Raw genomic sequence first — 6,373 nt, forward strand, 5'->3', positions numbered from 1 at the left:
GCGGGCGAGTTTCGAAGGCACATCGAACTCTGCTCGCTTCACTTCCTCGAAATCACGCCATTCAGGCAATATTCTTAGCGTCTAAACACGGCCCGCGCTGTATATTCAGCAGGGCCTCTGGAATGTCTTCAGTCTTTGTCAGAAGCTGCGTGCGAGATACAGAGGGTGAGTTCAGCACGACAAATCAGTACCATACATACTCAAGTCTATTCTACTTGAGTATGTTTCTGCGAACGATTCCCCTACTCAGTGAAGACTCCTACGCGAAAACCTTGATCCGGTCCATCGAGGTCCTACTTCTCGTTCAGATTTCAGTATACAGAGGTACCCGAGATAGCTGCAGCGTCCATGAACGGCTTGATCACACCAGTACTCGGCTCTCGAAGCCGGAAATCATATTCAGATGACATCACGGCCCTGTACGCTACTGCTGTTCTTGGCGTGATCTGGACGATCCAGTTCGCTCGGAAGGGTACCTCGGGCATCGACACCGAGTTCCAGTAAAGAATTACAACCTTCCTCCTCTCACCTCTGGTCCTCTGTAGATTCAATAGAATGTCTTTACTGGGGAGAACTTGGTATATACGATGGAATGGCAACGTTAGATGACATCGACCTCGATTTCTCAAAAGAGGACTGGCAGGACCTTGTAGACAGCATCATAATTCTAGTAGCCGGTGCAGCCGGGGAAGAGGAGTACTCTTCTGCCTATCTTTTTGTCCGAGAAGCGGAAGAACAGCAGTCTCTAATTGAGGATGGCCACTATGCGTCGGCGGTTATCCGGCAAAGCACGTTCTACGAGAGGCTGCTGACTGTGAATGTCGTCGATAAGCTTGAGGAAATGAATGAGCGAGAACTCTACGGTGCTGAAGAGGGATTCATCGCAAATCTTGGTCATCGTAACAGAATTCAACTGGCTCATCTGCTCGGCGTGGTTGACCAACGTGAGCGGGACATCCTCTTGGACATGGCTGGTTGGAGGAACACGGTCGCTCATGAGTGGTGGTACGTCGCTGAACGGGAGAATAAAGAGGAACTCTGTGATATAGCCACGACTGTGGTCAACCTGCTGTGTGAATCGTTGGAGGAACTGTTTGAGGAAGCGGATGACGACTCGGTGTTGAACGCACTTGATGAACCTGAACTCGACGAGTGACCGGCTTTCTCATCATGGTCTCTCTATCCAAGATATGCGCCTTGCATCTTGCACGGCTCTCTGAAAATTGCATAGATATGACAGGATCTTCTGTGGTCAAGTCACATTCTTCGGTTACCAGCTATTTCGGATGGAACATGTCTAGAAAATAGATTTCAACAATGGTGGTCTGTTCCACTGTAGTTTTGTAGACAGATCAGAGGTTATCAGGGTTAATATCACCAGAAAGATACTTCTCACCGACCTCGGTGATTCTGTAGTATCCTCGCTTGACCCGTTCAACGAGGCCGTGATCGACGAGAGCTGAGAGTCGCCGGTTCACCTCGCTCCTCGATTTGTCGATATTAAATGCTATCACAGATGGTGACAAGACCAGTCCAGATGTTGCTAGCGCCTCAAGAATCCGATCGTCAATTGGCATCTGCATCCATGGAGCCGGCTCTCTCACTCAGATCTCTCCTCTAATTCCCACCATTCTTCCGACCGATATATCAGGTTTGATAACTATTTGATGATTTTAATCTCATGTATTAGTGAGATTTTTATGTCTTTTCTACATATACCGAACCGCAAGCCATGGTGTCACACAACCATCCCCTGATTCGAGTGGCTTTGGTTAGACTCATCAGACGATTGATTTCAGCGTCTCCAGAACTACCTGATGAACAATCCCCCACGGCGCCCAATTCCGATGTAATAGCGACCGAGAGACAATGACGGAGAGCTGCCCTGCCAGCCCCGAAGTAGTCAATCCTGAAATCAGGTTAGAAGATGTTCGTGAAGTAGCAGAGGCTAACAGTTGTGAAGGACGGGGACGATCGACTGCCTCTGGGCGCGGGTACAATGCTGAACGACTTGCTAATGCCGTATTTAACGAATCTGGGTTGATGTATCGATGGTCGGTGAAATCTTATGTTGACGCCTACATTGGTGGTGAGGTTGCCTACTATATCGAGGTTAAGTCTTGTGTGAATCGGTATCAGAGTAGTACCGAGGATTTGGGTAGATACGGCCAGTTCAGGATCTGGAAGCCTCACCACGAACGATTAATGTCCGCAGACTCACTGTTTGATTCAAAAAAATCGATTTACTTCTTCGTTGTTTATTCTGTTGTAGACGGAATCGAGAAAGAAGTAGGCAAACTGATTGCGCCTGTAGATACAGTTGACGACGCCCTTGACAACTGGTCTTCTGAGAATCATGTGACGATGGGCGAAGAAAAGAATCGTCGAATATCGTGGTATCTGCTACTGAAGCGATTGGGCGTTTCGACAGATCGATTCAAAACCGAACCCATTATTGACCTCACAGATGAGTAGCACACAACTTACTCCGGTTGCCCTTGATATTGAGGCTTGTCGCTCATATTCTGGAATGAAAAATCTACAACCACCTCGTCGGTGAAATCTGTATAACGGGTAGATCACTCTACGCAATGTAGACGGATCTGTACACTATTTTCTGATCGTTCTAAGTGTGCCGAAAGCGAAAACGCCCGTTGCTGGTCTGTTGCGTCACCGAGTGGTCGGACTTTTTTGACATTATGATAAAGAGGGCTTGGTTGAGACCCTTGGAGCCTCATACAAACAGTTTGTTGAATGGAAGGAACGTATCGTTTAAATAGATATATTGTAGTTCGGTGATTTTAGTTGAAGTATACAACACACCAGCCACAGATCTACCAAGTGTGTTAGAATACGAGCTATCCTACAGAAACTTATGACAGGTACACAGATTAATAAATGAATTAAATTAGCCGTTGGCTGCCACGGGTTTTACAGCCCTTTGGTCAACCTATCATAGTATGACCAACGATGAATATCCATATCCAGAGGACTGGGACGAAATCAAGAGCGTCATGCAAATTCTCTATCGATTGGATGAACATTACCCTGACCGCGTACCAATTTACTTTATAAAGAAGAACGCAAAGCAAGCTGGAATCGCGGAAAGCGCGATAGAAAAGACACTCTCTGATGCGATGGATCGCGGTGTAATTCGTGAAGTTGATGAACGACATATTACTCTAATCGGTTTGGGTCCCGAACTATCGACTACAGCTAAAAAGCGCGAACACGTTGAGACACTTCTCCGGCAGCTTCGACCGAACTACGAACGGGGCGTGTCGGTCAAAGTACTCAAAAAGAATGTCAAGCCAAATGTGGTGAAATCCAACGAGGTGGATGACATTATATTCGATTTGAAAAATCGGGGGCGGGTATGTGAACCAAAACCCAATCAAGTCACACCTTTCTGATGCCGGAAAACAGTCCGAATGACTTTGATATGTCAACATCGGCACGTTGTGAGGTTCATGCCTCTTTGAATAATCATATCTTGAAACGCAGGCAGTCCTATCCTAACAGCAATCTTTCGTAGCCTAAATCTGGCGACTACTACGGTGAAATATCCGTTTCTATATTCAATACATGGTCTGAGACACATCAGCGTCGGGGGATGTAAACAGAACCGTGGAGAGCTATATTAACAGATTTTCGGTGAAGAGTGTTAGCGGAAAGTGTGTATCAGACACAAGTGTGCCTATCTGAAAGGATTACATCTCGAATGGCAACGCCAACCGCCTCACTGAGTCTTGGTGGAACCGCGTTACCGATCAGACGGTAGGCGTTCGTCCGGCTCTCGGGGAACCAGTACGTGTCTCTGAACGACTGGATCCGAGCCGCTTCGCGGGGAGAGAGTGACCGTGCCTCCGTTGGATGAATAAACATGTGTCCGTCCTTCTGAATGTGTGCGAGGATAGTTGACGCCGGTTCTGATGGATTCTGCTTTTTGTATTTATCTTGAAAGACGTCATTTCGGTAGGGCTGTAGGGACGTGCTCACTTGGCCAATGTTCCAGCCGACACCGTGGCCAAGAAGTTTGTAGATAGAGAGGTCTTGATGATTGTGCCAACGCGCCTCGTGGTTGTTGAGGTCTTGTTCATTCCACTCTTCGCCAGCAGGGGTGCCTCGGACCCACTCCTGATACGGTGAGACGGGGGGAAGCGTGTACTCTGTTGCCTTAGTCGGTGGCATCTCCCCATCAGGCGAAATCGGAGGAAGGTCCATAATCGCGTCCGCGACGGTGAGGTAGGGGCGTTTGTGCTCCCGGTCACGCTCGAACGACGGGAGGACACATGAATCAACTTCTAGTGTTGTTTGGGAGTTTTCACCCCTCTCTGTGAGCTCTGAGCGGACCTGCATCCGTTGTGTTCTTTCTCGGTCTGTCGGCTCGCGGTGGGTTCGCCATCGCTCGAGATTCGGTAACTCCTCCCCAGTCAACCGACCGATGAAAAAGAGCCGCTCTCGATGTTGAGGGACCCCAAAGTCAGCCGCATCGATCTTAACCCAATCTGCGGAATAACCGAGATTCTCCATTTCTTCGAGGATGACTTCGGGTACTGGGACCTCCTCACCGACAGGGTATCGTTCTGTCTTGTCTTCCGATTCAACAGGAAGGGACTCCTGCACAGTATCCGACTCAACCGAGACCGTATCGGCTAGCATCCCGGGAACGTTTTCCATGACGAACGCACGGGGTTGAAAATAGTCGACGTACCGCAGAAAGTCGAGATACAGCACGTTCCGTTCGTCTTCCTCTACGGAGCGATCCTCAAGAGAGCCGAGCTTCGATTGCCCAATATTTGAAAAGGAGGGACACGGTGGCCCACCAGCGACGAGATCGAGTTTGCCCGGTTCGATACTTGGACCGTCTACAGCGGGGTCTGTTTCGCGGATATCCGCTTGTATGGCACGGTCTCCGTGGTTTTCACAGTAAGTTTCGACTGCAGATTTATCTTGATCAATCGCCCACCGAACATCGTAGCCAGCCCACCGAAGCCCTTCAGAGAGCCCTCCGGCGCCGCAAAAGAGGTCAATTGCGGACGGCTTCGAACTCATTGTACAAACACAGGTGTGGAATGACGAAAGGGATTCGGAACGAGAATCAGTCCTCAAATGCGTCGACAACCACGGCCATGTTCACGAGCTCGGGCTCGTCAGGGACGACCTGTTTTTCGCTCTCAAGTCGGTCCATCTCGGCGTTCTTTTTTTCTCGTAGTTCAGCGAGCTGGCTCTGGTGCTTCGCCAGCACTGCACTCATATCTTCGCCAGCCCGGTCACGCTTCTCGAACTGCCTGATTCGTTCCTCAAGATCGTCCATACGGTACTGAAAGTATTTTTCCGCGTGCTCTCGGCGGATCCGAACATCACGTTCCCGTTCAGTACGTGCTTCCTGTGCGAGGTTGTCGATGAGATCCCAAGCAACATCCTCAGCCTTCGAGACTAGCTTTTCAGCCTGTGAAGAAATCGCTCTAATGGACGCGTGGTTGTCGACAGTAGACGGGGGAAGACCACCAGTAATATCAATCTCCTCCGTTCGGGTGACCCCATCAGGTGTGACGTAGATTTGGGCGAGTTGTTCAGTGACGGTGTCACCAGTCCCCGAGAGATATCCGACTCGGTAATGACAGAGGAGGCCTGGTGTCTCCAACGTCTCTCCTCCCGTGAGGACAGCCGTCTGGCCACCGACTGCATCGGTGTCTAGACAGTACGCCATCATCGCCCGAACAACGGGATGGTCAAGCGTGATGAACTCGAGACTCTCGTCGGCAAGCGCGTTCTCTCTGTCGAACGTCGCACCGTCGTATCGGTTCTGCACGTTATTGCCCGTAAGCTGGTCAGGAACAACTAGGTCGAACACGTCACCACCGTCGTCAGCGGGGCCGGGTCGAACGTTTGTGAGTCCGCCACCGAACTCTTGGCAGACGGTCTTGACAAGGTACTTGACGTCGGCCTCGCTGACGGTGTCCTCAGCGCTTTCCTCGACAATATTGAGAATATCCCGATCTTCCTCACTCAAGTCGAACTTATCTCGGATGAGGAGGTCCTCGTCCACGCGTCGGACAGCCTCTTCTTGATTTTCAACGATCTCCTCGAGATCATCGACGATTTGCTCTGGACTCTCTCCGCTCGCGAGGGCGGACATGATTTGTTCTTCGAGGTCAACATCTTCGAGAACCAGTCCTAGCACGTCGGAACTCATCCCCAGTGTCTCCTCGATTTCATCAATTTTCTCGAGCAGTCGCTCAAGGATGATACTCTCACGGGTGTCTTTGAAGAACAGATTCCGGATCTCGACTGTCTCGTCCTGTCCATAACGGTGGAGTCGCCCGATCCGCTGGTCGATGCGGGTCGGGTTCCACGGGAGGTCGTAGTT

At 50.1% G+C, this 6,373-nt stretch carries 6 protein-coding genes and 1 pseudogene; 3 read left to right on the top strand and 4 right to left on the bottom strand.

Features of this window, described 5'->3' with window-relative positions:
* Positions 1-311 precede the first annotated feature (311 nt).
* Complete coding sequence (locus tag DJ74_RS19280) at positions 312-485, bottom strand: hypothetical protein (RefSeq protein WP_176451356.1); 174 nt, start codon at positions 483-485, stop codon at positions 312-314.
* A gap of 107 nt (positions 486-592) precedes the next feature.
* On the opposite strand from DJ74_RS19280, the gene DJ74_RS14320 reads away from it, so the two are divergent.
* Complete coding sequence (locus DJ74_RS14320; protein ID WP_094527682.1) at positions 593-1,156, top strand: hypothetical protein; 564 nt, start codon at positions 593-595, stop codon at positions 1,154-1,156.
* Between the two features lie 196 nt (positions 1,157-1,352).
* Here the strand turns inward: DJ74_RS14320 and DJ74_RS14325 are convergent, their stop codons facing one another.
* On the bottom strand, positions 1,353-1,583 hold the full coding sequence (locus tag DJ74_RS14325) for a winged helix-turn-helix domain-containing protein (protein ID WP_217900334.1): 231 nt from the start codon (positions 1,581-1,583) through the stop codon (positions 1,353-1,355).
* Positions 1,584-1,869: 286 nt separating this feature from the next.
* On the opposite strand from DJ74_RS14325, the gene DJ74_RS18820 reads away from it, so the two are divergent.
* Entirely contained in the window at positions 1,870-2,475 is a 606-nt protein-coding gene (locus DJ74_RS18820) for a hypothetical protein (protein ID WP_141212717.1), read from the top strand.
* 485 nt (positions 2,476-2,960) lie between these two features.
* Positions 2,961-3,413, top strand: a complete 453-nt coding sequence (locus tag DJ74_RS18825; RefSeq protein ID WP_141212718.1) for a hypothetical protein — start codon at positions 2,961-2,963, stop codon at positions 3,411-3,413.
* A gap of 268 nt (positions 3,414-3,681) precedes the next feature.
* Here the strand turns inward: DJ74_RS18825 and DJ74_RS14330 are convergent, their stop codons facing one another.
* Both DJ74_RS14330 and DJ74_RS14335 read right to left on the bottom strand, forming a co-directional pair.
* Entirely contained in the window at positions 3,682-5,055 is a 1,374-nt protein-coding gene (locus DJ74_RS14330; RefSeq protein WP_094527684.1) for a DNA cytosine methyltransferase, read from the bottom strand.
* Positions 5,056-5,101: 46 nt separating this feature from the next.
* Positions 5,102-6,373: pseudogene (locus tag DJ74_RS14335) on the bottom strand (helicase); the annotation flags it as partial.

Source organism: Halorubrum sp. Ea8, from assembly GCF_002252925.1.
Taxonomy (GTDB): domain Archaea; phylum Halobacteriota; class Halobacteria; order Halobacteriales; family Haloferacaceae; genus Halorubrum.

What these genes read in the sequence shown, in the direction of transcription:
- DJ74_RS14330 (WP_094527684.1), bottom strand. Translation starts at nt 5,055, where the DNA reads ATGAGTTCGAAGCCGTCCGCAATTGACCTCTTTTGCGGCGCCGGAGGG.
- DJ74_RS18825 (WP_141212718.1), top strand. Translation starts at nt 2,961, where the DNA reads ATGACCAACGATGAATATCCATATCCAGAGGACTGGGACGAAATCAAG.
- DJ74_RS14325 (WP_217900334.1), bottom strand. Translation starts at nt 1,583, where the DNA reads ATGCAGATGCCAATTGACGATCGGATTCTTGAGGCGCTAGCAACATCT.
- DJ74_RS14320 (WP_094527682.1), top strand. Translation starts at nt 593, where the DNA reads ATGGCAACGTTAGATGACATCGACCTCGATTTCTCAAAAGAGGACTGG.
- DJ74_RS19280 (WP_176451356.1), bottom strand. Translation starts at nt 485, where the DNA reads ATGCCCGAGGTACCCTTCCGAGCGAACTGGATCGTCCAGATCACGCCA.
- DJ74_RS18820 (WP_141212717.1), top strand. Translation starts at nt 1,870, where the DNA reads ATGACGGAGAGCTGCCCTGCCAGCCCCGAAGTAGTCAATCCTGAAATC.